At 54.4% G+C, this 675-nt stretch carries 1 protein-coding gene; it reads right to left on the bottom strand.

The annotated features are described in order from the left end of the window. Positions 1-157: 157 nt before the first annotated feature. Positions 158-544: a hypothetical protein gene (locus tag O9K64_RS23485; RefSeq protein ID WP_275100544.1), complete on the bottom strand. Its 387-nt coding sequence runs from the start codon at positions 542-544 to the stop codon at positions 158-160. Positions 545-675: the final 131 nt, after the last annotated feature.

Here is a 675-nt window from a genome sequence, read left to right as displayed (position 1 = left end):
TTCGTGGTTCAACAGTGGATGTAGGGGGCGAGCGACAGCGCATCCACCAGGAGGGCGACTCCGCCGCCTTCTTGTTTCAGACGGACGGGTTTGCCGGCTTCGCCGGACAAAAAAAATCCGGATGGCAAGGCCATCCGGATAGTTTGCAGTCCCGCTATTATTGATTCGAACCCATCGGGTCGTTCGTGGTACCCAGCAGCACCTTGGGAATCACCTCTTCATTCGCCCTCATCGACTCCCGCCCGGCTGCGGTAGCGGGCATCGACCGGAAGTCCCTGTCAGAGCGCTCAGCCGCATAGGCGTTTCCGTAGATCAGATCGGTTTCCTGATCATGAGTAGCACCCAGCCCCTTGGGGGTCACCGACTCCCGCCCGGCTGCGGTAGCGGGCATTGACCGGAAGTCCCAGTTAGCATCAGAGCGCTCAGCCCCGTAGGCATTTCCGTAGATCAGATCGGTTTCCTGATCGATAGTGGCAGCCACGGCAACGCCGGAGGTTATGAATGAGGCCAGAACAGCAAAAGTGGCAGCGGTTAATTTCTTCATGATGATGTCTCCTGAATTCAAAGAGTCTTCGTCGATACTCACCATAAGAGACCCGGCAAACCCGATCTTTGTTTCAATTTTTACTGATAAAAATCAGTTCAGAACCATATTCTCTCTACAATACAATCTGT

Source organism: Sedimenticola hydrogenitrophicus (genome assembly GCF_029017505.1).
Lineage (GTDB): Bacteria > Pseudomonadota > Gammaproteobacteria > Chromatiales > Chromatiaceae > Sedimenticola > Sedimenticola hydrogenitrophicus_A.
The sequence above is the reverse complement of the archived record's forward strand: the minus strand, read 5'-3'. Positions and strand labels throughout refer to the sequence as shown.

Bases quoted from the DNA above. Each gene is read 5' to 3' on its own strand.
- O9K64_RS23485 (WP_275100544.1), bottom strand. From the start codon at position 544: ATGAAGAAATTAACCGCTGCCACTTTTGCTGTTCTGGCCTCATTCATA.